Origin of the sequence: Fibrobacter sp. UWCM (genome assembly GCF_900129735.1) — a bacterium.
Classification (GTDB): domain Bacteria; phylum Fibrobacterota; class Fibrobacteria; order Fibrobacterales; family Fibrobacteraceae; genus Fibrobacter.
Map to the genome: position 1 here is coordinate 1 of NZ_FQWR01000007.1, position 25,319 is coordinate 25,319.

At 55.6% G+C, this 25,319-nt stretch carries 17 protein-coding genes and 1 tRNA gene; 10 read left to right on the forward strand and 8 right to left on the reverse strand.

Features of this window, described 5'->3' with window-relative positions; translation table 11 throughout:
* Positions 1 to 126 precede the first annotated feature (126 nt).
* The 5 genes from BUB22_RS06140 to BUB22_RS06160 are packed head-to-tail and all read left to right on the forward strand — an operon-like array spanning position 127 to position 7,921.
* Positions 127 to 3,930, forward strand: a complete 3,804-nt coding sequence (locus BUB22_RS06140) for a LamG domain-containing protein (protein ID WP_139258783.1) — start codon at positions 127 to 129, stop codon at positions 3,928 to 3,930.
* A gap of 11 nt (positions 3,931 to 3,941) precedes the next feature.
* Complete coding sequence (locus BUB22_RS06145) at positions 3,942 to 4,607, forward strand: hypothetical protein (protein ID WP_073114374.1); 666 nt, start codon at positions 3,942 to 3,944, stop codon at positions 4,605 to 4,607.
* A gap of 4 nt (positions 4,608 to 4,611) precedes the next feature.
* The gene (locus BUB22_RS06150; RefSeq protein ID WP_073114486.1) at positions 4,612 to 4,926 is read left to right on the forward strand and encodes a DciA family protein; all 315 of its coding nucleotides are present in this window, start codon (positions 4,612 to 4,614) and stop codon (positions 4,924 to 4,926) included.
* A 45-nt stretch (positions 4,927 to 4,971) separates the two neighbouring features.
* Positions 4,972 to 6,912, forward strand: a complete 1,941-nt coding sequence (gene gyrB, locus BUB22_RS06155; protein ID WP_139258785.1) for a DNA topoisomerase (ATP-hydrolyzing) subunit B — start codon at positions 4,972 to 4,974, stop codon at positions 6,910 to 6,912.
* A gap of 4 nt (positions 6,913 to 6,916) precedes the next feature.
* Complete coding sequence (locus BUB22_RS06160; protein WP_073114488.1) at positions 6,917 to 7,921, forward strand: polyprenyl synthetase family protein; 1,005 nt, start codon at positions 6,917 to 6,919, stop codon at positions 7,919 to 7,921.
* A 15-nt stretch (positions 7,922 to 7,936) separates the two neighbouring features.
* Here BUB22_RS06160 and BUB22_RS06165 read toward each other — a convergent pair whose 3' ends face one another.
* The 4 genes from BUB22_RS06165 to BUB22_RS06180 form a co-directional block, all read right to left on the reverse strand.
* Complete coding sequence (locus BUB22_RS06165; RefSeq protein WP_072813311.1) at positions 7,937 to 8,869, reverse strand: magnesium transporter CorA family protein; 933 nt, start codon at positions 8,867 to 8,869, stop codon at positions 7,937 to 7,939.
* 136 nt (positions 8,870 to 9,005) lie between these two features.
* Positions 9,006 to 11,648: a protein translocase subunit SecD gene (secD, locus tag BUB22_RS06170; protein ID WP_073114375.1), complete on the reverse strand. Its 2,643-nt coding sequence runs from the start codon at positions 11,646 to 11,648 to the stop codon at positions 9,006 to 9,008.
* Positions 11,649 to 11,750: 102 nt separating this feature from the next.
* Positions 11,751 to 13,010, reverse strand: a complete 1,260-nt coding sequence (locus tag BUB22_RS06175; RefSeq protein WP_073114376.1) for a glycoside hydrolase family 13 protein — start codon at positions 13,008 to 13,010, stop codon at positions 11,751 to 11,753.
* An 86-nt stretch (positions 13,011 to 13,096) separates the two neighbouring features.
* Positions 13,097 to 15,070, reverse strand: a complete 1,974-nt coding sequence (locus tag BUB22_RS06180) for a 4-alpha-glucanotransferase (RefSeq protein ID WP_073114377.1) — start codon at positions 15,068 to 15,070, stop codon at positions 13,097 to 13,099.
* A gap of 60 nt (positions 15,071 to 15,130) precedes the next feature.
* Between BUB22_RS06180 and BUB22_RS06185 the strand changes: the two genes are divergently transcribed.
* The 5 genes from BUB22_RS06185 (at position 15,131) to BUB22_RS06205 (ending at position 18,643) form a co-directional block, all read left to right on the forward strand.
* Complete coding sequence (locus tag BUB22_RS06185) at positions 15,131 to 15,631, forward strand: hypothetical protein (protein WP_097034781.1); 501 nt, start codon at positions 15,131 to 15,133, stop codon at positions 15,629 to 15,631.
* A 1-nt stretch (position 15,632) separates the two neighbouring features.
* Positions 15,633 to 16,364, forward strand: coding sequence for a hypothetical protein (locus BUB22_RS06190; protein ID WP_073114378.1), 732 nt, complete (start codon positions 15,633 to 15,635; stop codon positions 16,362 to 16,364).
* Complete coding sequence (locus BUB22_RS06195) at positions 16,348 to 17,112, forward strand: hypothetical protein (RefSeq protein WP_139258789.1); 765 nt, start codon at positions 16,348 to 16,350, stop codon at positions 17,110 to 17,112. Before BUB22_RS06190 ends, BUB22_RS06195 begins: the two co-directional genes overlap by 17 nt.
* Positions 17,105 to 18,232, forward strand: coding sequence for an AI-2E family transporter (locus tag BUB22_RS06200; protein ID WP_073114380.1), 1,128 nt, complete (start codon positions 17,105 to 17,107; stop codon positions 18,230 to 18,232). Before BUB22_RS06195 ends, BUB22_RS06200 begins: the two co-directional genes overlap by 8 nt.
* 111 nt (positions 18,233 to 18,343) lie before the next feature.
* Positions 18,344 to 18,643 carry an HU family DNA-binding protein gene (locus BUB22_RS06205; protein ID WP_072813260.1) on the forward strand — a complete coding sequence of 100 codons (300 nt, stop codon included), beginning with the start codon at positions 18,344 to 18,346 and terminating at the stop codon, positions 18,641 to 18,643.
* Positions 18,644 to 18,824: 181 nt separating this feature from the next.
* On the opposite strand, the gene BUB22_RS06210 is transcribed toward BUB22_RS06205, so the two are convergent.
* The 4 genes from BUB22_RS06210 to BUB22_RS06225 all read right to left on the reverse strand — a co-directional run bounded on the left by BUB22_RS06210 (position 18,825) and on the right by BUB22_RS06225 (position 25,235).
* Positions 18,825 to 18,898, reverse strand: a tRNA-Val gene (locus tag BUB22_RS06210).
* Between the two features lie 71 nt (positions 18,899 to 18,969).
* Positions 18,970 to 19,443: a hypothetical protein gene (locus BUB22_RS06215; RefSeq protein WP_073114381.1), complete on the reverse strand. Its 474-nt coding sequence runs from the start codon at positions 19,441 to 19,443 to the stop codon at positions 18,970 to 18,972.
* A 49-nt stretch (positions 19,444 to 19,492) separates the two neighbouring features.
* The gene (locus BUB22_RS06220) at positions 19,493 to 19,939 is read right to left on the reverse strand and encodes a DUF6941 family protein (RefSeq protein ID WP_072813255.1); all 447 of its coding nucleotides are present in this window, start codon (positions 19,937 to 19,939) and stop codon (positions 19,493 to 19,495) included.
* A 25-nt stretch (positions 19,940 to 19,964) separates the two neighbouring features.
* Positions 19,965 to 25,235 carry a hypothetical protein gene (locus BUB22_RS06225; protein WP_073114382.1) on the reverse strand — a complete coding sequence of 1,757 codons (5,271 nt, stop codon included), beginning with the start codon at positions 25,233 to 25,235 and terminating at the stop codon, positions 19,965 to 19,967.
* Positions 25,236 to 25,319 lie beyond the last annotated feature (84 nt).

The window sequence follows — 25,319 nt, forward strand, 5'->3', positions numbered from 1 at the left end:
TATACCACTTAACAAGAAAAAAGGATATATTTTAACTTAACCGGTAATGAATATGGTTGTTCATGAACCCACTATTAAAAAACCTACAAATCCAATGTCAACAAGTTGCAGGGAAATACCCAGTTTATGTTGCTGTGGGGGGATAGCCCTGCGTATAATTTTGCAGAGTTCAAGATGATTGTGGGGCGCGCTGTGGAGCCGACAAGTGGCAATACGGTCAAGTCCCTGTTTGAAGAAGCCAGTGTCACATTCCCGAAGAATTCGGTCGATACCGTCAAAAATGTCACGGTCAGAACAGTTGAGGCGTCGGATTACTCTTTCGAGGTTTTCAACAACCTGGCTCTCAAGGGCCCGATTGTGGAAGTCCTTCCGAGAATGACTTTCGCTGATACTGCGCGGCCACGAATTCAGATGAAAATAAGTTATGAAGAGATGGAGGCTATGCATGCGACTCCGCAGACGGTAAGGCTGTATAAGGTTGATTTTGTAAATAAACAGTTTGTTCCGCTTACAGATGTTCTTTATGGCTATCTTGATAAGTATGGCAAGGCTCTTGTTGAAGGTGCTTCCGATACTGTTGCGACATGTTCGACAGCAACGGATATAAGATGCTATACGGATAAGGAACAGTGGGCCTACTTGCTGATTTCTGCCGAGACAAGGACCTTCTCCGTGTTTACGGCGATGGCTTCCGGTATTGCGGAAACTCCTAACTTCAGCGTGACTGTTTTGCCTGAAATCGCCTCGACTGCAAACCGCACGGTCCGTGTGGACGGCATATCGAGATTTAGGCTGTACGTAGATGATGATTCGCTGTGGGCTAACCGCGGTGATGTTACTCCGCCAGACACTCTCGCTTTTACTGCGGATTCCAACGGTTTTGCCCGAATTGCCTTGCCTTCTCGCGGTAAGGCCATTGATACCAGCTACGTGTTCGTGGTTGCCCTTGGCGAACCCGATGCGGAAGGAAATATGGAAGAACTCCCTGCAGCTCCGGCAGTGGCTCGTGCTTTGACTGTGAATGCGCAGTTTGCTTGCTCCGTTCCATCCGATTCGTTGTGGCTAGGCCTCGACAACGGCTACATGGCATACGGCGCAAGCTGTACGCATCCGGGTTACGGGCTGGTATCGCTCTATCGTGATGGAAAAGTCATAGCCGAAATCCGCGGCGAGATTCCCGATACGGTAATCTATGACGGTTCCAAGACTTCCGGTGCATCCGGCTTGGGCAAGATTTCTACCGGTGTCTATGAATCGCGCTACGTGGGCGTTTCTGCTCTCGGTATGGATATGCAGATGGCGGGGCCACGAGTCTATACGGATTCTGCACGTCCTGCCATCAGGAACTTCTCCGTGCAGGATTCTTCCGAGGTCCTTGACCGCATCTTTACGGCGACTGCGGATGTGTATGATTCCGAGTCGGGTATTGCCCGCGTGGTCGTGACGCCGGTGTTCGGTGGCGATACATTGCGTGTCATGAATGTGGTGCCTGATTCTGCCGGTCATGTGTCTGCAAGTATCCGTATTTCCCGAAAGCAACTTGCCGAATGTACCGGCTGTTACCTCTCCATGGAAATGCGTGTGGAAGATTACGGTCATAACCACGCGGAACAGGGGTATGTTTCGGATGAAAAGTTGTACCCGTACCCAACGGAACTTGCCCTGTGGTACCCAGCCCGAGAAAGCAGCGGCAAGATTGCTCACGAACTGCTCGGTACGGGGCATGACTTGGACTTGAGAAAAGTGAATAACCCTTGGGGCAGTGATGTCGGCTTGTATTTTAATCGAAATACCGATTATGCAGTTGGAAAAAATGGCCTTGTTGATTTCGGGAGCACTCCCTCGTACTCTTTCGAGGCACGAATCAAATTGGGCTACGGCAATCACGAATGGCATAATATTCTTGGGTTTGGGGGACCTGGTGGACTCGATATTCGCCTTATGCAAAATGAGCAATCCTTGCGACTTGTTGAAGGTCCGTTTATCTGGAATTCTGGTTCAATACTCCCCTCACAACAAAAGTCTTGGGCGCATGTCGTCGTGACCGTTGATTCTGCCCATGTCAAGTTCTATGTCGATGGTGAACTAAAAGCTGTCAGGGAATCGGGAATTAATCAGGAACGTGAACTAGAAGGCATATTCTCGATGGGCGAATCTCCTGCGGCGCATTCCTATATCGGGAATATCGCTGACATCCGCATGTATTCTCGTGCGTTGACTGCTGCGGAGGTCGAGGAACTTTCGAAGCCCGTCACCGATGCGGGGGAGGTTTCCGATGTCATCGTCATCGCCGTGAAGGATATGGAGGCAGTGAGCGGATTCTCGAATGAGTTCTCCTGCTCCGTGGCTGGTAACAAGTATCTTGTATCGGGCGACTCGGCAACACTCACGATGTCCGTAATCGTCGAAAATTCCGCGGACTATAATGTCGTGCTGTACGCAAGGTCCGCGACCGTTGGCGATAAATCGATTTATGTCGGTGAATCAAATCTGCTGACGGGGACAGCCTCCGTTTCCAATACCTGGCGTGCGGTGACAGTTTCTGGCGTATCCATCCATCTTGCGGCGGGTACGCATACGCTTATGCTGAAGGTCCCTGCCGGTGTCCAGATTGGCGGAGCGGCTCTCACGACCGCCAATATCCCGGCCTCGATGATTGCCTGGGGTGTAAGCTCCTCTGACAAGGTGGCTGGAATTGTACCTGCCGATACGGCTCGCAAGGTAAAATCGTACCTGCGCTACGAGGGGTATCCGGAAACATCCACGCTCCGCCCGAGAATCCGTCTGCGCAACGTGTCCAATGAGCCCGTGAATGGGTTCTCTGTCCGCTACTACTTCCGTGGCGAGGATGCCTCGCAGGCTGGAGTTGACCGTTATTGGCCGAACTACGGACCAACATTCCCTGCAGTGCATTCCGAGAGTGCCAATACGGGTTATGTGGAATGGTCGTTTGCCGAGACGATACCGGTTGCTGGAACTGTGTTCGGTGGCAGCGGACCGCATTTCGGTCTCTATAATTCCGATTTTACTCCATGGGATGCATCGGACGACCCGTCCTTCGTGGACCCGAATTCCGGATTGGCTGCGAATATCGACGGATTCTATGAGAATGCTGGCGTCATCGTTCTTGATAGAGATAATAACTTGATAGGCGGTTCCTGTGCCGAGATGGAAGATCCCGTATCGCTTGAGACCAAGGTGCGTGTGCTAGCCTCCGATATGCGCGGCGACAACCAGGCGAGCGAAATTCATTTCAATGTGGAAAATACGGGTAATGTCGCGTTGAAGAACTTTGATGTACGCTACTACTTCTTCGTGGAGGAGGGTCTAGCGCCGGATTATGAAATCAACGACAAGTCCAAATGTTCTTCTGCCTCGATGGAGAGCCTCGGTTCCGGTCGCTGGCAAGTGACTGTCCATTGCGACTCGTCACTTGCCGCTGGCAATACGTGGCAGAATCCGGTGAAGGTCGCCTTGCATCTGCCGGGTTGGGCTGCGATGTGGAATGCGAATGACGACCCGAGCCACGACAGTCTCGGGACGGCGATGCGCGAGGCCCGCGGTATCTGTGTGTTTGACTCTACGGGGTACATGATATACGGCAATATGCCTGTATGGACATTGCCCACCCCGGACGAAGTCAATCCGGATTCTGTCTATAATGTTGATTTCGGCTACCATGCGCCTGGATCCGTTCCTGTGATCCGTACGCCTGAAGGACTCGTTATCACGATGGATAACTGGTCATACGTGGAACTGAGTCTGGTGACGGCTTTGGGTACGCCTGTAAAATCTATCTTTAGCGGGACGCTTGCTCCGGGTGACCAGCTGGTGCATGTGGACTGGACCGGCATCGACATGAATAGAACTTACTTGATGCTCAAGGTGAACGGGACTATTAAGTCAACGAAAAAACTTTCGCTACTATAAGGATTTGAAACATGAATAAAGTAATTAGAATATTTGCTATCGTCTCGTTTGTGGCGTTTCAGGCGCATGCGCTGAGCCTTCAGACCGTATTTGACAACCAGAAGAAATCTGCCTTCCCGGACACCTGCGAAATGCAGATGCGAACTACGGTGACGCTTCCCAATATGGCTCCTCAGGTGGTGAACATGGCCCTGCTTACAGCGGGAGAAAGCAAGTCCATTACAACCATCAAGTCCAGCATGATGCAGATGGAAATGGTACAGAACAACGGACGCATGAAGGTCACGGACTTGAAAACCGGGAAAAAACTCCCGGCGCAGAACATGCCCGCACAGAACCCAGCCGATGTGAACAAGCAGATGGGCTCTCCCGAAGATTATAACAATCCTGTTGCGGAGGGAAATTTATGGAAGATTACTCCCAAGGACCCGTCCAAGCCAACGCTTTACTATTCGCAGAAAAACAAGCGCGTGATGAAGATGAACGTAGTCGTGAACGGGGCGAATGCTGTAAGCGAGTTCGAATATTGCGACAACTCCTGCCCGCTGCCGGGAACTCTCAAGAAAGTAACGATAAAGACTTCCGCGCCTCAGGGCGGCGAAAGTACGGTTGTTTTAGAAGTGCTGAAGGCGAAACAGAGGCATGTGCTGCCGATGAAGATGTTTGATGTGGAGTAAAAATATGTTTGTCCGTAGAAAAAAGGGTGTGACGGGAGAGGGCGCTGTCGATATCAGCGTGCTCATTGCGAAGGTTCTCGACAAGGCGCATGTCTCCGAAAGTATGGACTTCAAGACCCTTTCGGACCGCTTCGAGGAAGTGGTCGGGAAGGCTGTTTGCGCGCACGTGCAACCCGTGAAATTGGACAAGCATACGCTTGTGCTGAAAGCGGCTTCTGCGGCCTGGAAAAGCGAACTTTTCATGCAAAAAAATGCTATTATTGACAGGTGCAATGCGCTGCTCGGAAAGCCTGTGGTTAAGGCGATTCGCTTCGTTTGAACCGGCTCCCGAGGCTCGCTCCTGTGAAATGTTTTTAGAGGAAATATGGCAGAAGAATCTGAAGAATTGAAGAAGGCCGAGGCAGATTACAGCGGTTCGAGCATTACCGTTCTTGAGGGCTTGGAGGCGGTACGTGTCCGCCCCGCCATGTACATCGGCTCGACCGACATCCGCGGGCTTCACCATCTGGTATGGGAAGTCGTCGATAACTCCGTGGACGAGGCTCTGGCCGGATTCTGCAACCACATCGAAATTTCCATCCTGCCGGGCAACGGCATCCGCGTGACCGATAACGGGCGCGGCATCCCGACCGACATTCACCCGAAGGAACACGTGGGCACCATCGAGGTGGTGATGACCAAGCTCCATGCGGGCGGCAAGTTCGACAGCAATTCGTACAAGGTTTCTGCCGGTCTGCACGGCGTGGGCGTGAGCTGTGTGAACGCGCTTTCGAACAAGCTTATCGTGACGGTGCGCCGCAACGGCCGCGTGGTGCGCCAGGAATTCTCGAAGGGCATTCCCTGCGGCCCGCAGGTGGATATCGGCGAGAGCGACGGCACGACCGGCACGAGTGTCGAGTTCTACCCTGACGATACGATTTTTACCGAGACCGTCTACGTGTACGACACGCTGGCTACGCGCTTCCGCGAACTTGCGTTCCTCATGAGCGGGCTCAGGCTCACGCTTACCGACGAGCGCGACTCCGAGAACCAACGCTCCGAGACGTTCTGCTACCCGGGTGGCGTTTCCGAGTTCGTGCGCTACGTGGACGAACACCGCACTCCGCTCTTTAACGAGCCCATCCACCTGGTGCTCCCTGATGGCCAGTACCCGCTCGAAGTCGCCATGTGGTACAACGACGGCTACCAGGAAAACTTCTTCAGCTTCGTGAACAACGTGAACACCTACGACGGCGGTACGCACGTTACGGGCTTCAAGACGGCACTTACCCGCGTCATCAACAAGTTCGCGGCGGAGATGCCCAAGGGCAAGAAGGATGCGCAGATTACGAGCGACGACATTCGCGAAGGCCTTACCGCGGTTATCGCCATCAAGGTTTCGCAGCCGCAGTTCGAAGGCCAGACCAAGCGCAAGCTCGGCAACTCCGAAATCGCAAGCTACGTGAACAGCGCGTTCGGCGCAAAGCTCGAGGAATTCTTCCAGGAAAACCCGGCCGCCATCAAGGTGATTCTCGACAAGGTGTACAACGCGGCTCTCGCCCGCGAGGCGGCGCACCGTGCACGCAATCTCGCACGCCGCAAGAACGTTCTTGAAAGCGGCGGCCTTCCCGGCAAGCTCGCGGACTGCAGTAGCCGCGACCCGAAGGAATGCGAACTGTTTATTGTCGAGGGTGACTCTGCAGGCGGTTCCGCGAAGAGCGGACGCAACCGCGAATTCCAGGCTATTCTCCCGCTGCGCGGTAAGATTCTGAACGTGGAAAAGGCAAGCCTCCACCGCGTGCTCGATACCGAGGAAATCCAGAACCTGGTGAACGCCATCGGTACGGGTATCGGTACGGAGTTCAAGATTGAAAAGCTCCGCTACGACAAGATTATCATCATGACCGATGCCGATGTGGACGGCTCTCACATCCAGACGCTCCTCCTCACGTTCTTCTTCCGCTACATGCGCCCGCTTATCGATGCAGGCCACATATTCCTTGCAATGCCCCCGCTGTTCAAGCTGAAGGTGGGCACGAAGGACCGCTACCTGTTCGACGAGAACGAGAAGGACAAGGCGATGGCCGAAGTCGAGGACAAGAAGAACGTGACCATCACGCGATTCAAGGGCCTTGGCGAAATGTCTGCCGAGCAGCTGAACGACACGACCATGGACCCGAAGAGCCGCTTCCTCAAGCAGTGCTACGTGGAAGATGCCGTGCTCGCCGACCAGATTTTCAGCATGCTCATGGGCGAAGACGTGGAACCGCGCCGCAAGTTCATCGAAAGCAACGCCTACAAGGTGTTGAACGACCTGGATGTCTAGCGAGATGAGCCCGTCGAAAGCCGATTTTCAGGTAGTGCTGGGCCAGGCCCGCGAACTGGTGAAGGACCAGCTCGCCATGACCGAGCGGGTGATTATGCAGGTGGCCGAGAACGCCCCCGCGGGTATATCTGACAGGCTGGTTTCGCTGTTTGGCCGCAAGGGCAAGCGCATACGCTCGACGCTCCTGTGCCTTATCGCGAACTGCGGGGCAAATGCGCCCGACAAGGCCCGCGTGGCCCATGCCTGCGCGAGCGTGGAACTCCTGCACCTTGCAAGCCTCGTGCACGACGACATCATCGACGGTACGGAACTCCGCCGCGGGCAGATTACCGCCCACAAGGAATGGGGTACGCAGGTTGCGGTGCTGGTGGGCGACTACGTGCTTTCGCAGTCCATGCGCTGCGTGATTGACGAAGAGGCGAGGAACATTCCGGTAATCATCTCCGATGCCGCCGACAAGCTTATTGTGGGCGAAATCATGGAACTCGACCACTGCGGCGAGATGACGCTTTCGCGCGAGATGTACAACGAGATTATTGACCGCAAGACTGCAGCGCTCATCGAGGCTGCCGCACGCATCGGTGGCATCATGGCGGGTTTCGACAAGCCACTTGTGGATGACTGTGCCAGGATGGGCGCACACTTCGGGCTTGCGTTCCAGATTATCGACGACCTGCTCGATTACGGGTTCGGCTCGAAGAACCTGGACAAGGCGAAGTTCACCGACCTTTCCAACGGGCTCATAACGCTCCCGCTGCTGTACTACTTCGAGGACTGCAGTGCGGAAGAACGTTCCGAGATGGAATCGCTTATCAAGCGTGTCGCGACAGACGATGTCGCGGGCGAGATAATTGCGCGCCTGAACGCGAAGAAGAGTTTCGAGAAGGCGAAGGCCGAAGCCCAGGAACACCTGGAGCAGGCGTTGCAGATTGCGGACAAGTTCCCGAAGAACAACTTTACCGACGAGATTGTCGCCATGTTTTCGAGCATGAGCGACCGCGGCAACTAAGCGCCTACGGCGTAGTTATTTTCTGCGCATCCAGAAGGCGAGGAACACAATCACAGAAAGGATACAGACGGCGATGATGCCCCAGAAGGCTATGCCCGAGCCGGTGAGCGCGTCGCCGTTCATGCCGAAGGGCAACTTCACGTTCATTCCGAACAAACTAGCAAAGAACGTCGGGAGCGATATCGAGATCGTCACGATGGTCAAGTTCTTCATCAGCTGGTTCACGTTGTTGTTGATGACGCTTGCGCGCGCATCCATCATGGATGTCAAGATGTTCGCGTAGATGTTTGCCTGTTGCAGGCTCTGGCCGTTCTCAATCTGGATATCTTCGAGCAGCTCGCGTTCGGCTTCGGTCCAGTTGAGGCTCCTGCCCATCTGGAGTTTCTTCAGAAGCGTGTCGTTGCTGTTGAGTGCGCTCACGTAGTAAATCAAGCCCTTGTTCAGGCTGAACATGCTGAGCAGGTACTTGTTTTCCATCGAGGTGTTGAGGCGCAGTTCCAAATCGTCGTTGATGCGGTTGATAATGCGCAGGTGTTCGTTAAAGTGAGATATCGCGAAACTCAGTACGCGGAGCACGAACGTGTTGAGGCTGTCAATTTTCGAGAAGCGGCGTTCGTCCATCACGGGGATGTCGCTGTCGGTAAGGAGCAGCACCCAGTCCTTGAAGATGAATATGCCGAAGGATTCCACGCGGAACTGGAAATTGTCCTCGGCGGAATAGTTCTTCGGCTTCTTGAACACGATGGTCGTGAAGTCGTCATCGTACTCGATACGGGAAAGCTCGTCGGAGTCGAATGCGGAGGCGATGGTATGCTCGGTAATCTCGTATTCCTTGACCAGGACGCTGCGCTGTTCCTGGCTGAGGGAGCCCATGATGACGATGTCAGCCGCATCTTCGTTCGGGGCGCCAACAATGCGGCCCGATTCGATTTTGTAATACTTGAGCATACCGCCCCCTTTGATCGAACGCACGCCAATATAGAAAAAACTCACGGAAGCCGCAAGTTTTGTAATAAAGAAAAAAGCCCCGGCATGGTGCCGAGGTTTTTTAGATCCTCGCCTTCGCGAGGATGACAATCGGGTATTACACGCCCTTCTTGAAGCGGTTGGACCACCACAGAACGATCGGAGAGCAGATGCACACAGAGGAGTAGGTACCGACAAGGATACCGAAACACTGCACGAGGCCGAAGTCGCGGATGGAGGAACCGCCCATCACGGCGAGGATCACGCACACGAACAAAGTCGTGAGGGAGGTCACCATGGTACGGCTGAAGCACTGGTTCAAGGAGCGGTTGATGGTTTCGCCGAAGTTCGCGGAACCGTAGACGCTCGTGTTTTCACGGATACGGTCGAAGTTCACGATGGTATCGTTCACGGAGTAACCAATCATTGTCAGGAGCGATGCGATGAGGGCGCCGTCGAAGGAGAGGCTGAATGCCGAGATGAAGCCGAGCGTGATGATGGTATCGTGCACGAGGCCGAGCACTGCGGCCACGCCGAAGCCAAGACCGAACTTGCCGAAACGGAACCACACGTAGAGCAGGATTCCGAGCCAGGCGAGGATTACGGACAAGATAGCGTTGAAGCGGAGTTCTGCACCGATGGTCGGACCCACGGTGTCCTTGGCAACGATTTCGCACTTCTGGCCGGCGGCCTCGAAGGCCTTGGCCATGGTGGTTTCGAAGTTAGCGTCGTCGGTACGGAGGCTCACCTGGTAGGAGTTCGCGGAAGTACCGCCCAGAGAGCGGACCTTCGTGCCAGAGATGCCTGCCGCGGAGAGGGCCTTGTTCAGGTCGGTCTCGTGCTTGGCGTTGTCCTGGTACTGGATGGTGTAGACCTGGCCGCCGGTGAAGTCGATGCTGAAGTCGAATCCCTTGATGGCGATGCATGCGATGGAAGCGATGATGAGAATGGTCGAAATGAGGCCGAAACGCTTGCGGTGCGGGATAATCTGGAGGTTCGCCTCGTTGATGGCCTTGATGCCGTTACCGATGGAGAGCGTGGTGGCGTCGCGCTTGGCGAGCTTCCAGTCGAGCACTGCACGGGTCACGGTGATGGCGCAGAAGAGCGAGGTGAGGATACCGATGGTAAGCGTAAGACCGAAACCCTTCACGGAGCCGGTACCAATCTTGTAGAGGATAAGGCCGGTAAGCACGGTGGTGAGGTTGGAGTCGAGAATCGCGGTAAATGCACGTTCGTAACCCTTCGCCACGGCAGCGCGGGCGGTAAGGCCGTTCTTGAGTTCTTCACGGATACGTTCGTAGATAATCACGTTCGCGTCGAGAGACATACCCACGACGAGGATGAAGCCTGCGATACCGGGGAGCGTGAGGGTCGCGTTGAAGAGCGACATCACGGCGGCGGTCACGAGCGTGTTGATAATCATACCGAGGCTCGCGATAAGGCCGCCCAGGCGGTAGTAGGCCACCATGAAGAGCAAGCAGATGATGAGACCGATAGCGCCGGAACCGAAGCCCTGGGAGATGTTCTCTTCACCGAGGGTGGCACCCACGCTGCGGCTTTCGATAATCTTCATCGGGGCTTTGAGGGCACCCGCGCGGAGCACGACGGCGAGGCGGTTGGCTTCGGCCATGTCGTCGAGGCCGGTAATCTGGGCGTCGCCGTTCGGGATGCGGTCCCTGATGACCGGGGCGCTAATGACCTGGTTGTCGAGCACGATGGCCATCTGCTTGTTGATGTTCGCGGCCGTAACGGCGGAGAACTTCTTGGGGCCGATGCCACCGAAGCGGAGCTTGACGGCAACTTCACCGGCGCTCACACCGTCAGCAACACGTTCCGGGCGGGCATCGACGATGTCGTCGCCACCCATTTCTGCACGGCGCTTGAGGAGGTAGAGGCGCTTGGCCTTGACCGGGGAATCGCGGTTAATCTTTTCGAGGCCGCTACCGAAGGCAAAGGCGACGTCACGCGGGATGAGCTTCTTGACGCCTTCGAGTTCGAGAATCTTCTTGACCTTCTCGATGTTCTCTTCGGCGATGAACCCACCGTTGCCGAACTGGAGGTAGTAATCGCTGAAAGCCTTGCCGACCTCGGATGCCGGTACGGTTTCGGCAGCGGAGTCAGAAACGGTGGAATCTTCAGCCTTTGCCGTCTGGACGGAACCGCCGAGCAGTTCTTCGTCGGAGAGGGCCTTGGCGGTATCCTTGGCAGAATCGACCTTGGCGACCGTAGAATCCGCGGCGGCGGAGTCGGCAACCGTAGAATCGCTGGCCACGTCGGTGGTCTGGCGGGTCAGATACTGGTTCAGGAGCGTCGTTACCGTGTTGAACTTTTCCGCCTCGGCGAGAATCTTGAATTCAAGCTTTGCGGTGGAACCCACGAGGGCCTTTGCGGTAGAATCGTCTACGCCGGCAAGTTCGACCAAAATACGGTCGTCGCCGGAGGGCGAAATCTGCGGTTCGGAAAGACCGTACTGGTCAACGCGGTTACGGATGATTTCGAGGGACTGCTTCTGGATGTCCTGGATATCGTCGTCTTCCTTGAGACCGGACTTGTCGATCTGGAGCGTAATGCTCGTACCGCCGGCGAGGTCGAGGCCGAAATTGATGGACCTGGAAGAAAGTTTCGGATTTTCCTTGAGGAAGGCCTTCTTTTCGTCACCCTTCTTGGAGTGAACCTGAATAGAGGGCCAAACCGTGTAGGCCGAGAGTGCAATGACGAGGAGAATGAAGAATTCTCGCATGCCGAATTTATGTTTGTTCATCTGTAATCCCTTAATAAGGCATTAATACGCATTTAGTTGCGGGTGCAAATGTAGAATTTTTATGGTTGGCGGTTGGCGGTTTGGTGCCAGGTTTGGGCTTTTTTACTGGATTTTAAAAGCCGGTTCGGCGCCCGCGAATGAGACGGCTAGCGCCATCTTCTTTTTGCCGAGGGTGCGCGTGACGGTAAAGCCCGCCTTGTCGCTCTCGATTTGCACCTTCCCGTCGCAGAGTACGGGGTTTTCGTGGCGTATGCGGGTGAGCTCGCGGATAAACTTGTAGATGGGCAGTGCCTTGCGGGCCTTCAGCTGGTCCCACGGGAATGCTCGCCTGCAGTCGGGGTCCTTGCCGCCTTCCATGCCGATTTCGTCGCCGTAGTAGATGCAGGGGGCTCCGGGCATAAAGAACAGCAGGGCGAGCGCGAGCCTAATGCGTTCGGGGCTCGTGCGGGGTTGCGATGCGATGCGGGTGGTGTCGTGGCTCCCGAGCAGGTTCATCGGGGTACCGAAGCGGTTCTCGGGGAACGCGCTGCGCACCTTCTCGCAGAATTCCCCTGTGGAAATGGGATTCTCGTCGAAGAGGTACTGCATTACCGCCTTGCGGAACGGGTAGTTCATGACGCCGTCGAACTGGTCGCCTTTGAGCCAGCGCTCGGGATTGTCCCAGATTTCGCCCACGATGTAGGCTTCGGGGTTTATCGCCTTCACGCGCCTGCGGAATTCCTGCCAAAAACTATCGTCGTCGATTTCGTTCGGCACGTCGAGCCGCCAGCCGTCTATGCCGCGCCTTGCCCAGTATTCGGCGACGCTGAACAGGTATTCGCGCACGTCGGCGCAGTCCGTGTTGAATTTCGGGAGCGCGGGATAGTTCCACCAGCATTCGTAATTCGGCTTGCCCGAGTAGGCGTGTATGGGCCAGCTGTGCACGTGGAACCAGTCGACGTAGGGGGAGTCTTCCCCGAGTTCCATGAGGCTGTTGAACTGGAAGAACCCGCGGGAGCAGTGGTTAAAGACGCCGTCCAGGATAATGCGCATCCCGAGCTTGTGCACCTTTTTCACGAGCCGGTCGAAGTCCTCGAGGGTGCCGAGGACCGGGTCTATCTCAAAGTAGTCCACCGTATGGTAGCGGTGGTTGGAATTGCTCTTGAAAATCGGGCACAGGTAAATCGCCGTCGCGCCGAGATCTGCGATGTACTTTAGTTTGTCGGTAATGCCCGCAAGGTTCCCGCCGAACATGTTCGTGCGTGTGGGCTTGCTTTCCCATTGCACGAACTTGCCTACGGCACTGTATTTGGGGCTACGACAGAACCTATCAGGGAAAATCTGATAGAAGATAGCGTCTTTGACCCAGGCAGGAGAATACATAGTTCGGATTTCAGATTTCTGATTTCGGAGTTGAATTTTCCCATAAAAAATAATTCATAATTCCGAAATCCGAATTCCGAATGGGTTTAGATCTTCCACATGGGGCGGCGCCTGCGGGTGTCGACCAGCTTGCGGATTTCGGAATTGAGCGAGTTGTTCGACTCGAGTTCCTCGACGGTTACGGGAATCCTGTACGTCCAGTTCTTGCCGCCGACGGTACCCGGGATGTTCACGCGTTCCTCTTCGGCGGGCACTTCGGAAAGTGTGGAAGAGAGCGCGAAGTAGTCCTGTACGGGCAAAATGCAGAACAGGCTGTTCGTGGAGAACACGTGCGCGAGGATGTCGCGGACCACCGGGGGCGTGAGTTTTTCGGGCGCGGTGCCGGAAAGCTGTGCGTGCGACCAGTAGAGGTCACGGTCAAAATCGGGCTCCGTCCAGAGCCCGCGCAGGCTCGAGGTATCGTGGCAGCTCGTGGTGCACACGGAGAGTCGCGGGTATTCCGCCATGTCGTAGTACGGGCTGTACGGTGCATCCCAGTTGCGGGCCCAGCGTTCAATACGCAGCGAAAGGATATTGAGTTTCTTGAGCACCACCGGAACGCAGTGCGGTACGGCACCGAGGTCTTCGGCGCATACGAGCATGTCGGTCTCGTTTGCGAGTACGGAGAGCAGTTTGGTGGCGTTCTGTTCCCACAGGCCTTCCTGCGCGGATTCGTTCTCGTGTATGAGCCGCTTGAGGGTTTCCTGCTCGTTCTGCGGGAGCGTGGCGAGCACGGGCTGGTTGTACCAGTACCAGAACGGGTAGAACGTGTTCTCGTCGCCCGCCGGGATAAATATGCGGTTCCAGTAGACCTTCAGGAGCGCATCCTTCACGCTCTGTGGTTCGTCGAGGCTGGTAATCTCGCGCTCGCTGTAGAACTCGGGCTTGAACACGAAGCGGGTCGCCTCGTTCGGGAGGTTCTCGAAGTACACGGAAATGAGGTTCTCGGTCTCGTCGCCCAGGAATTCGCGCAGCTGGTCTACGGAGTAGTTCGGGCGGCGCAGGTACTCGAGGGTCTCGCGGCTGAAGCCCGCGCTGTGGAGCAGATCCCAGGTAAGCGGGATGCACGGGTTGAAACGCCCGAGGATTCCGGTGACTTCGCGCTGCGGAATCGACCAGATGCGGAAGAATCCGAGCACGTGGTCAATGCGGTAGGCGTGGTAGAACTTGCTTGCCTGCGCGAGGCGGTCCTTCCACCAGCGGAATCCGTCCTTCTCGAGCACGTCCCAGCGGTAGGTGGGGAATCCCCAGTTCTGCCCGCTGTAGCTGAACATGTCGGGAGGTGCGCCCGCGCGGTCGTCGAGCGAGAAGTAGTTGCGGTTGGCCCACACGTCGGCGCTGTCCTCGTTGATGAGGATAGGAATGTCGCCCTTCACGTGGATGCCGAGCTTCGAGATTTCGTTTACCGCGGCGGTAAACTGCATTTCGGCGATAAACTGCATCCATGCCTGGTAGAGCATCTCTTTCTGGTTCTTGCTCCAGAGTTTCTCGATGTCTTCGGCGGTCGGGTTCTGGTATTTTTTCCAGTCCTTCCAGCTCGATTCTCCGTTCTGCGCCTTGAGCATGGCATACGCGCAGTAGCCCTTTGCCCAGGCGTTCGCGTCAATCCACTTCTGGAGTTCCTTGTCCTTTTTCAGCTGGTCGTAGCGGTTGTTGAAAATCTTCTTGAGGATGTTGCGCTTCCAGGTAGAAATCTTGTAGTAGTCTATCCGTTCCTGGTTGTCAAATTCGTCTTTCGCCTGCTCGATTTCGTCTTCGAACTCGCTGGAGCCGCTCACCGCCTGTATGTTGATGAACACGGGGTTCAGGGCGAACGCGCTGCGTGCGCTGTAGGGGCTCGCCTCCGCTCCGGTATCGTTTACCGGCAAAAGCTGGATAATGTTGAAATCGCACAGTTTGCACCACTTGGCAAACGGGATAAGGTCTAGATATTCGCCGATGCCGACCCCGGACTTGCTGCGAAGGCTAAACAGGGGGATGGCAACGCCACTCTGGAATGTAGAAATGTCACCGTAACGCATGCGATAAATATAAATATTAGTTGCGGGCGGTTATGCTACATATTTGCTATATTCCCTTACATGAGTAATTGTCCGTTTTGCAAAACAGAGGTGGTGGCGTCGAAGATAGGCCATCTGGACCTGCGCATTTGCCCCAAGTGCTTCTCGACGTTTTTCCCGTGCGACCAGACGATGGCGCTGCGTGGCGACATTCCCGACCGTTCCCGCGAGATGTGGTATAATGCCCTCAAGGCAAAAAACGCGCCCGATCCCGACATGGCTGGGGCCTGCTGCATAGACCACGGCGAGCCTCTTGTGGACGGCAATATTCCCGACTACGGGATTCCCGGCAAGGTGACGACCTGTTGCAAGATGTTCCACCTGCCGCCCTCGCAGATGCTTGCGATTCTGAAGCGTACGCTGGATTCGCCGTTCCAGAAACCGAGCAGCGGGAAGCATCATTTCTTCTTTATCCGTGCAATCGATGCGCTGGTAAACAAGTGGTTTGGAGAAAAAATGCCCGAGGTCGACCCCTTGGACGAGATACAGTACAACCTCCACCTGAAGAAGATATTCGAATAAGATGAAAAAGACATACGCGGTTCTAGCGCTTATCGCTATTGCGATACTTGTCGCCTACGCATTGCTCCCTGATCGTTCGTTCAAGGAAGACCTGTTGCCCGTGCCCGAAGGCGTAACGCTCGATGGTTATGACGACCGCTCCGATGGAGGGGCGTCGGAAGCGAGCCTCAGTGTGAATGGCGGTGAAGCCGAATTCTCGTGCATGCTCGGGGCCGACTCCGTGAAGTTCGCGTGGTGCGGGCTCCTGTGGAACCTTGACCCGCAGGGTAAAAAGGATTACCGGAACTGGACCTTCGTGGATACCGTTTTCGTGGACGTGGAGGCCCGGGGCATAAGCGAAGTCATCGTGAAGGTGTGGACGTTCGACCCGGACGTGACCGACATCGAGAAGCCCGCGACGTTCAAGCTTTTGCTGAAGGAAGTTCCCGTGAAGGAGGGCAGGCAGCGCGTGGCCGTCCCGATGGAAGAATTCTATACGCCCGATTTCTGGTACGAGACCGCCCAGGTGTCGAAGGAATACAACAAGCGCCACCAGGAAAAGGTCGCGCGCGTCGAGATTGTGCCGGGCTGGAATCAGCCCCGCGGGAAAAAATTTACCCTTAAGTTGTATGAAGTTTCTTTCTGGGGGATAAGCAACCTGTATTTCGGCATAGTGCTTGTCTCGTTTATCTTGCTGACTATTGCTGCCGTGGGGCTTCGCCACAAGACGGGGAACGATGAATCTAAGAAGTAAGGTTGTCTTACTTGCTGTTTTTCTGGTAGCGCTCGGCGTGTGGGCGTGGGCGTTCGGCGCATTCCGGCAGATGGGGTGCACGTTCTTCCCCTATGGAGCGTATCCGCTCTATCCGCTCGACGATTCCGCCTTCGGCGGCACCTCCACCTGCGATGTGCAGGCGGGCGATACGCTGCTTAATGTAAGCATCAACGTGCGTTCGGGTGTAGCGTACCCGGCGGTGGGTGTCGGGTTCAACCTCAATTCGGTGAACAGCCGTCCCGTAGGGCATTTCGACTTTTCGCGGTTCGATTCCATGGAAGTCGTGTTCGCTACAAAGTATATGCGTTCCGTTACGGTGCGTATCCTGACGGACGACCCGGTATATACTAAGGAAGGCTTCCGCGAAACTCTGCGCCCTGTGGTCATGAGCGTTCCGGCTTCGCGGTCATTTACCAGCGAGCGCTTTGCAATAAACAAGTTCAGGACCGCCGTGTGGTGGATTTCGGCCATGGGCATGGAAGAGGATGACGGTCGCACGTACCTGCACCGCGCGCTTTCGCTCGAGGTGGTGAACGGCGACGGGGTAATGCGCGGGATTCCCGACGAAATCGAGGTGAAGTCGGTTCGTGCGTGGGGAATCGACCGGAATTTTGAACGTGCCATGTTTATTGTGCTTGCCCTGATGGTTGCCGTATTCGTGGTTCTTGAACTGAAATTTTTCGGGGTGATTGGACGCCCCGCGAAAAACGGGAGGAAAGATGTCTAAGCACTGGACGCTCGATCGCGTTATGCGGTTTATATTGTGGACGGTCGGCCTCGGGATTTCGCTTGCGCTCGTGTACTACCTACGCGGAGTGCTGTTCCCGTTCTTTGCCGCGTTCCTTATCGCCTACATTGTCGACCCGATTGTGAACAAGCTGCAAACGCTAGTAAAAAAGCGCGTGATTGCCGTTATTATCGTGCTGCTTGCGTTTGCTCTGATACTTTTCGGCGTAGGCAAGTTGTTTATTCCACAAATCGTGCACGAAGTCCAGACGCTTGGCGTTTTGATTGCAAGGATGTTTACCGACTCCGAATGGTCTTCGCGACTGAACGAGTTCCTGCCCGCCAACCTGTGGGAAACGGTCCGCGAGATGGTTTCTTGGGACAAACTAGCAGCCGCCATGCAGCACATGGATTTCTGGAGCGAAGTGCAGAATATCGCCTCAAAGGTGTTGCCCGGCGCGTGGGGCGTGCTCTCGTACACGGGTACGGTTGCCGTGTGGTTCTCGAGCGCTGCGGTTATATTCATGTATCTCGTGTTCATCATGCTCGATATGCACAAGATTCGTAACGGCATCCTGAATGCGTTCCCGGTGCGTTTCCGCCGTAATGCTAGTTTGTTTGCGATGGATACAGACAAATTCATGGGTAACTACTTCCGAGCTCAGGCGCTGGTCGCACTTATCGTCGGAATCCTTTACGCCATTGGCTTTGGCGTGATGGGACTGCCTATGGGGGGCGCATTCGGGCTTTTTTCCGGAGCGCTCAACATGATACCGTACATGCAGCTCACGACCATCCCGCTCGCACTACTACTGGCGGTCGTCCACGCTCTCAACACCGGACTGCCGTTCTGGGAAGTCGCGCTCATCATCTGCTCCATTTACCTGGTGGTGCAGGTTATCCAGGATTTTTTCCTTGTGCCGCGCATTGTCGGAGGCTCCATGGACCTGCCTCCGGTGGGCATTCTCCTGTCGCTTTCTATATGGGGTAAGTTGTTGGGCTTCTTAGGTTTACTTGTTGCCATACCCTTCACCTGCATATGCCTGGTGTACCTCAAGAGGTTCCATGAACATACTGCCGAAGCGGAGTCTACGGAGGTCGGACCACCGCCCGAGGCTTGATTTTAAAGGGCTCAGAAAAAGACACTTTTTTTAAAAAAAGTATTCCACATGCTTAAAAAAAAGGTATAATATCACCATACAATTAATCTCAACAACTCAAGGAGTTAAAAAATGAACAAACAAGAACTCATCGACGCCATCCTCGCCAACAAGGAAGCTGGTATTGAATCCAAGGCTGCTGCTGCTCGCGCTCTCGACGCTGTGCTCGACGGCATCGCCGCTGGCATCAAGAAGGACGGCAACGTCCAGCTGATCGGCTTCGGCACTTTCGCTGTCAAGGCTCGCGCTGCCCGTACCGGCCGCAACCCGCAGACTGGCGCCACCATCAAGATCAAGGCCTCCAAGACCGTCGGCTTCAAGGCCGGTGCTGCTCTCAAGGCTGACGCTGCCAAGAGCAAGGCTAAGAAGTAATCTTAGTTTGCCTTAAAAGCAATTCAAGGGACCGCTCTCCGAGCGGTTTCTTTTTTTTTGAGATTAGGGAGGGCGAAGCCCTCCCTAGTTGTAAATGTACCGCAGGTGCTCACGCAAATAATCCGCGCAGATCTTTAACCTCATCACAAAAAAAGACCCTGCTTTGCAGGGTCTTTTGCAGTGGTCGATACAGAACTCGAATCTGTGACCTCCACCATGTCAAGGTGGCGCTCTAACCAACTGAGCTAATCGACCATTAAGGTAGCCCAATAGTAGAAACTTGTACCCGTTTTGTCAAGGGGCGATTTTACCCCTTTTTCGGGGGTCTAGCGGTATTCTTCGGGTATCCAGTAGCGGAATCGGCCGGTGATTTTCAACTTGGGGAGCGTGTCGATGCAGTGACCGTTCCGGCAGTCCGCTGTGTAGAGTTCCAGGTCGGCGGTCCAGGTGGAATCGTCCTTCTGGTCAATGTGCACGGTGCTGTTTTCGGCGAAAATGCGCCCCTGCTCGGAAAATTCCATGCTAAACCACGAATATTCCTGCACGGGAGCGTTGTTGCCCAACTTGGGGTTGTTCACCATGAAGGCAATCTGGTCCCCGCGACTGCTTTCCTCGAGTTGCGTCTTTACGTACAGGTAATGGTGGCTGTTTCTGATAAAGGGTATTTCCACATCGTCCGGACCGAGCTCGATGGTGTGGCTCTCGCCGTCATTTACTTTGTACTTAATGTAGCCGCCGCCCTTCACCTCCCAGCTGTCGTTTATACCGCTGCAGGCAAGGAGCGTGAACGCCCCCGCCATCAGGGAAAATGCCGCTAGCCGTGAACGGATTTGCGGGTGCATCGCCTGCCTAGTTCCTTACCTCGCCATCGGCGGGCGGGTTGGCCTGCTTTGCGCGCGGGTCCTCGAGAATGTAGAGCGGCAGGAATATGAGTTCCTCGTCGTCGACGATGAGCCGCACGATGTACTTGTCGGGGCGGGTAATCTGCAGGCGCTGCATGTTGAGCACCAGGTTGATTGCCGCGGTATCGAGCCCGGTGGCGACCGGCTCGAAGGGAATGTTCGATTCCATTACCGGCACGATGGGGTGCCCGCAAACATCTTCGATGGAAAGTGCCAGCTTGTGCGTGCCCGTTTCGGCACGCTGGTAGCGGATGCGGAAGGCTGCCGCGCACTGCGGAATCACGAAGGGGAACTTTGCGGGGAACACCCTGTCGAATGCGCCCAGTATATTGAGCCTTCCGCCAATGCCGTTCGCGGTGGCCGCATCACAAATCGCTGCAATTTCGATATTCATTAAAATCTCCGATATTTAAATGTTTCTAGTGAACCGTCCAGGAATCTGCCACGTACTTCATGACGATGGGCCCGAAGTTCTTACCGCTGCCGCCCGCATTTTCCCAGGCGAGCATCGAGATGTACACGCCTCCGTTGCCTGCGACTGCGATACTCGGGACAGAGCCTCTCAGGTAGTAGTTATTGTTGTTGTAGAACACGGCCTTGAAGTACGGGAGCTCGTTTTCGCCCATGAGTTTCCAGGTGTTCCCTTCGAGTTTGAACACGTGGCTCTGCGCGAGCGAGGGCTTGCCCTTGTCGTCGACGATGGCGTATAGCTTGCCGTCGAAGGTGGTGATGCTGATGTGGTAGGCGAGCAGGCCTTCGTGGATGGATGCCCCGAATACGCCCGACTTGTCCCACGTGATGGAATTGGTGCCTACGCTTCCCTTGTACACATACGGGCCGTAGTGTTCAGTATCGCGGTTCAGGAATCCCATGTAGAGCGTGTTGCCCGAAACGGCGAGGTTCACGCCATTTACGTTGCTCGAAATTTCGGAATCCTTTTTCTTCACGCTGTAGTCACTGCCGAACATCACGTAGTAAGCCTTGTAACTGGAGGTGGTGTCGACATAGATTGCTGTAAGCGCACCGTTTTCCGTGAAGGCCGCTTGCAGTTCGCGGACCTTGATGGAGTTCCTGGTCGGGATGCTCACCTCGGTCCATGTGGTCCCGTTCCAGTGGCCGAATTTGGGTTGCTTGTTCTTCAGGATGTAGCTTACGACCGGACGGTCCGTTACACCGGGCTTGCATACAAGGCTCACGCTCACCGCATTTTCGGTAACTGTGCTACCAACGCTAGCCCATGCGGATGTGCCGCTGGCGGACTTGTACACGTTGAGCTTGCCGGCGCTGGTGAGTACGGCGAGGTAGAGGTTCGAACCATCGCTTGCCATCTTGATTGCGGAAATGGAATCGGCTGCGGTAATCCCGCTTGTGCTGAGCGCATTCCAGGTGGAACCATCCAGGTACTTGGTCACGACGGTCGTGCTGTTCTTGAGGTAGGCGATGACGGGCTTGTTCCCTATGGTTTCGAGAACCGGTGGCGTCGTCATCTTGGTTGTCTCGAGCACGGTGTCGCTGGTGGCGAGGTTGCGCCATGCCTTGCGGAAGTATACCTTGCGGCAGACTTCTTCGGCGCGGTGCCTTGCGTAGAACGCCTGCGTCACGTATTCCGCGGAACTGTCTCGGTAGTCGAGGCAGATGGTCATGGAGTTCTCGCGGGTGCTGCGGATAAACGCGGAGTTGAACTCGAGCGTGCTGGTGTCGAGAGAACCGTCGCGGTTACCCTGGTAGTAGTTGCCGTCTACGTTGCTGAAATTCCACCAGAAATCCTGCATGCTTGCGTTGCCGATGGTCCCGAGCGTGGAGTTCTGTCCGCCCCATTCGGAGGTGTAGAAGTAGTAGGGCTCGCCCTTGTCGAACGATTCGTCACCGCTCCACAGGTAAACGGTATCGGCCGCGGTAATCACGCCCACGGGCGATACCTTGATGATGTTGATGAAGGTCGTGTCGCTGAATTCAGCCTTGGTGCTCGATTCTTCGGCGGTGACCACGCAGTATATGTCCTTGCCGTCTATCGTGAAGCTGCCTTCGCGGTAGTCGTAGAAACTTGAACCGTTCGCGTAGTAGTCGTACTTGGTGACCTTCGACTCGAGAGTCTTCTTGGTTGCCTTGTCGAAGCATTCCCAGGTGAACCAGCTGATTCCCTGCCACACGTTGTTGACGGATGCGTTGAGCTCGAACTGTTCGCCCGCGGTAATGAAGATTTCTTCGTCCTTCACGTTGATGATGGGCAGTTCGGTGGAGAAGTTGATGTTCATGGTGTCCATCGCGGTGTTGCCGTCGTTGTCGGTCGCGCGGGCGATGCAGTAGAATGTGGCTACGGCGGCGGGTGCCTTCCAGACGGTATCGAACTGCGAAACGGTTTTCCAGCGGTTCGCGATTTCGGCGGGTGCGCCGCAGCTCCATTCGCGCTTCACGATTTCGCCCGGATAGTCGGGGTAGTCGTAGGCGGTCGCGTTCAGCACGATGTTGTAGCCTTCGCGCACGATTGCCGACTCGTTCGCGACAATGACCGTGGGCGGCGCCTGGATGATGTTGATAAGCGTGGTATCGCGGGCGGTGTTGCCGTCATCGTCGGTCACGCGGATAATGCAGCGGTAGTTATCCTGCGCCGTTGCGGGCATTACCGCAGAGAAGCTGGGAGAGTTCGGGCTCGAGTAGGTGAACCCGATGCTGCTAGCCCCGGCAGAACCGCAGCCCCATTCGTATAGCGCGATTTCGCCGTAGCGGTCGTTCGCGATGGCGTCGAGCCTGATGGTATCCTTGATGGTGACGGTGTAGTTCCCGAGCACCTGGACCGTCGGCGGGTCCTGCAGCACGGTGAACGTCGCCGTGTCGCGGGCCTTGTTGCCGTCGTCGTCGGTTACCTGGATGGCGCAGTACCACGTGCAGGCTTCGGGCGGCATGGTGACGGTGGGCGCGCTCGCCGAGATATCGGTCCAGTTGTTCTTCAGGTTGCTCTTGACGCTGTCACAGGCGAGCTCGTAGCCTACAAGTTGCCCGAGGGTATCGACCGCAACGAAACTGATTTGCGTCTGGTCCTTGATGGTGAGCGTCTTGTTCTTCTGGTTTATCGAGATGAACGGCAGGTCCTGAAGCACCCTGAAGGTAAGCGTGTCGCTTGCGGTTTCGCCGTCATCGTCGGTCACGCGGACTATGCAGCGGAAGTTGTTTGTCGCCGTGCCCGACATGAGGAACTGTACCGGGACGTCGGTGATGCTCTTTGCGGGCGGGTCGATTTGCTTTTCCTCGTCGAAGGTGAACATGGTGCCGTTGGTGCAGCCCCAGTCAATCTTTGTGATGGTGCCGTACTTGTCGCTTGCGCTTACGGTAACGTCTGCGTAGGAATTGATCTTGTGGCGGTCGTCGTTGCTTTCCTGCTTCACGCGGATGGTGGGCGGGTCGGGGATTACGTTCACGAGGAGCGTGTCCTTCTTGTGTTCGGAATCGGCGTTGGTTATTTCGACAATCAGTTTTTTCTGGCCCGTAGTGCTCCAGGAGATTTTCCCTTCCGTCGAGTTGTCGGTCGGGCAGGGAGTCCCGCTGTCACATGTCCAGGCAAGCGTGAATGTTTGGACGTCGGGATCGCTGTTGTTGCCGAAAGCGAACATGCTGTAGTTGATTTCGTCGTTGATGGAAACGGATGTGTCGTTCGTCGGCGATTCGAAGTAGACAATCGGGCCGTTATCGAAGAAGCCGAAACGAACCTTGTTTGTCTGGATGTTGTCGTCTGTCTTCGCGACCATCTCGTAGAATGTTCCCTGCTCGAAGCCTGAGGGCATCATCGACAGGTCTATCACGAGTGTTGCGGTGCTATCGGTCGGGTTCACCTCGCTGCGGAAGGTCGGGCCATTTTCGATGTTGCTCATCCAGTTCAGGGAATCCGGCATCGGGATGGCGTTCTCGACCTTTGCGGTGAACGTGATTGCCTGGGTGGAATTCACCATCTTCGATGTCTTGCCGTCGATGGAAAGTGTAATCAGCGATGCGTCTACACGGAAGTTCATTCTTGCGGTATCGGAAACGAGGCCCGCGCTGTCCTTCACGACCAGCTTGAATGCGTGGTTCCCGTCAAGGAGCCCGGTGTGGTTCCTGCTCCAGCTGTTGGTGGTGAAGTACGAGGGTTCGACCTCTTTGCCGTCGAGCCATGCCGTTGCGCTAGCCACCTGCGAACCGAAGTCATAGAGCTTGAAGGCGAACTGGAAGTCGCGGACATTCAGCGTGTCTATCGGGTCGAATGTGATGATGGGTTTTGATGTGTCGCGGAGGACCAAGGTGTCGAGGAATACCGTGTCGTCGGGGAACACCTGGCGCTTTTTGAGCAGCGTGTCGGCGAAGCGGTAGCCCGAGGTGTCGGTCGCAAGGACGTTGTATATGCCCGGCTTAAGGTTGATGTCGTACACGCCCCTCTCGTTCGTGTGCGTGTAGAACTTGTTACCGAGGGTGTCTTCGGCAGTGATGCGGATGGTGGAGTGGCGTCCGGTCCATCCCTGGTACTTGGCGTAGCCCCAGATGTTGCCGTCGATATCCTCGAGGTTCGCGTTGCCGCTGGTCTCGCCCAGGTAGAACTTCCAGGGGCGTTCCTTGTCGCCGTCCTTGACGTGCTTTGCGTACACGGTGTCGTAGCCGTCGGTCACCCACACATCCCAGTAGATGATGCCCGCGAGGTTGACCTTGTTGCGAACGAGGGAATCCGGCGTAATTTCGATAATCTCGAAACTCTTCTCGACGATGTTTGCGGCGATGAGGCTTTCTTCGGGGTCGGTAAATATAGGCGGATTACGGCCGTCGGGGCTCTTTGCCATGCGGATGAAGTAGCGCAGCGAACCCGGGTTGTCCTTGTCTTCGGCGCGGTAGTAGAGCGCCTGGCGCTTCTTGTTGCTGAGCGAGGCGTTGTCGACCGGCTGCAGCATCTCGATGGTGGGGGGCTGGTTGAAGTGCAGGTACACGGTGTCGAGGGTCTCGTTGCCGTCGTCGTCGATGGCGATTACAAAGATGGTCTGGTTCCCGAGGGAATCCACGTCGCCTTCGACATAGGGAATGGTAATCGTGAGGCTGTCCGTGCCTTCAATCTTTTCGGCCTTCCAGACCTTCGCGGTGTCCTTGCCCTTCGCGTCGAGGTCCACCTTGAATTTCTCGATGGTGCCGCAGGTGTCGATGGCGCGTACGGTGAACGTGGCTGGCTTCTTGTGGCGGGCCCTTACGGTATCGCGCGGGACGTCGAGCAGGGGAGGCGTGTCGATGACGCGGATGTAGAGCGGGCGGCGGTGGATGCCGGCGGTATCGATGGCGTTGTTACCGTCTACGGCACGGAAGATGGGGAAGTACACGCCCGCGCTGTCGTAGGACCAGCTTTGCACGCGGGTGTTTTCGCTTGTGATGACGGTGTCACCAAAAATCCATTCGAATCGGTAGATCTTTTCGGCATAGAGCGGCAGGAAGCCCATGAAGTAGACGGAGTCGTTCACGGTGACGGTAATGGTATCGGCGATGGAATCGGCGGGCATGTCTGCGTGCCTGATGGAATCCGCGAAAGCCTCGGCGTTATCGAAGGGCTTGTCGAAAGCGAATACTATGGAATGATTGTTCCTGAGGCGGGGATTTTCCACGATGGAGGATTCTCTTGAACAGCCGTAGAGGACGGCGATGCATGCTGCCAGGGCAAGAATCAGACAAGAAATTCTCAAACGCATATAGGATTCCTTTTTTAAACACGAAACAACGGGGCGCTCGGGGGAGCGTCCTGCATTTTTAAATTTATCTTTTTAATTCGGAAA

Coding starts and splice junctions, on each gene's coding strand:
- BUB22_RS06140 (WP_139258783.1), top strand. CDS start 127: ATGTTGCTGTGGGGGGATAGCCCTGCGTATAATTTTGCAGAGTTCAAG.
- BUB22_RS06145 (WP_073114374.1), top strand. CDS start 3,942: ATGAATAAAGTAATTAGAATATTTGCTATCGTCTCGTTTGTGGCGTTT.
- BUB22_RS06150 (WP_073114486.1), top strand. CDS start 4,612: ATGTTTGTCCGTAGAAAAAAGGGTGTGACGGGAGAGGGCGCTGTCGAT.
- gyrB (WP_139258785.1), top strand. CDS start 4,972: ATGGCAGAAGAATCTGAAGAATTGAAGAAGGCCGAGGCAGATTACAGC.
- BUB22_RS06160 (WP_073114488.1), top strand. CDS start 6,917: ATGAGCCCGTCGAAAGCCGATTTTCAGGTAGTGCTGGGCCAGGCCCGC.
- BUB22_RS06165 (WP_072813311.1), bottom strand. CDS start 8,869: ATGCTCAAGTATTACAAAATCGAATCGGGCCGCATTGTTGGCGCCCCG.
- secD (WP_073114375.1), bottom strand. CDS start 11,648: ATGAACAAACATAAATTCGGCATGCGAGAATTCTTCATTCTCCTCGTC.
- BUB22_RS06175 (WP_073114376.1), bottom strand. CDS start 13,010: ATGTATTCTCCTGCCTGGGTCAAAGACGCTATCTTCTATCAGATTTTC.
- BUB22_RS06180 (WP_073114377.1), bottom strand. CDS start 15,070: ATGCGTTACGGTGACATTTCTACATTCCAGAGTGGCGTTGCCATCCCC.
- BUB22_RS06185 (WP_097034781.1), top strand. CDS start 15,131: ATGAGTAATTGTCCGTTTTGCAAAACAGAGGTGGTGGCGTCGAAGATA.
- BUB22_RS06190 (WP_073114378.1), top strand. CDS start 15,633: ATGAAAAAGACATACGCGGTTCTAGCGCTTATCGCTATTGCGATACTT.
- BUB22_RS06195 (WP_139258789.1), top strand. CDS start 16,348: ATGAATCTAAGAAGTAAGGTTGTCTTACTTGCTGTTTTTCTGGTAGCG.
- BUB22_RS06200 (WP_073114380.1), top strand. CDS start 17,105: ATGTCTAAGCACTGGACGCTCGATCGCGTTATGCGGTTTATATTGTGG.
- BUB22_RS06205 (WP_072813260.1), top strand. CDS start 18,344: ATGAACAAACAAGAACTCATCGACGCCATCCTCGCCAACAAGGAAGCT.
- BUB22_RS06215 (WP_073114381.1), bottom strand. CDS start 19,443: ATGGCGGGGGCGTTCACGCTCCTTGCCTGCAGCGGTATAAACGACAGC.
- BUB22_RS06220 (WP_072813255.1), bottom strand. CDS start 19,939: ATGAATATCGAAATTGCAGCGATTTGTGATGCGGCCACCGCGAACGGC.
- BUB22_RS06225 (WP_073114382.1), bottom strand. CDS start 25,235: ATGCGTTTGAGAATTTCTTGTCTGATTCTTGCCCTGGCAGCATGCATC.